Consider the following 252-nt stretch of genomic DNA (forward strand, 5'->3'; position numbering starts at 1 on the left):
TGCTGTTGTCTGTAACTCTGTCGAACTTGACACATAAAATGTGGTCTAGATTCAAGTAGTCGGGTAGCTGAGTGTAGGCTGATATGGGTTCTTCAGGTTCGACAGCGAATTTGGAATTGAATGAAGTGATATAGTCTGTTAAAAACTCGTTAGCTTGTTCAACGGTGGTAACACCAGCTATCTTAAGGTCCGTAGGCAACCTGCTCTGCAACGTATTCCACAATCTTTCGACTTTTCCCTTAGCTTGTGGTG

General features: G+C 43.3%; 1 pseudogene. It reads right to left on the bottom strand.

Annotated features, from left to right (window positions below):
* Positions 1–252 (bottom strand): annotated as a pseudogene (locus ACKX14_RS16250) (ISNCY family transposase); the annotation flags it as partial.

The sequence above is a fragment of the Thermorhabdus hydrogeniformans genome (genome assembly GCF_049310025.1).
Classification (GTDB): domain Bacteria; phylum Bacillota; class Thermosediminibacteria; order Thermosediminibacterales; family Tepidanaerobacteraceae; genus JBJYKD01.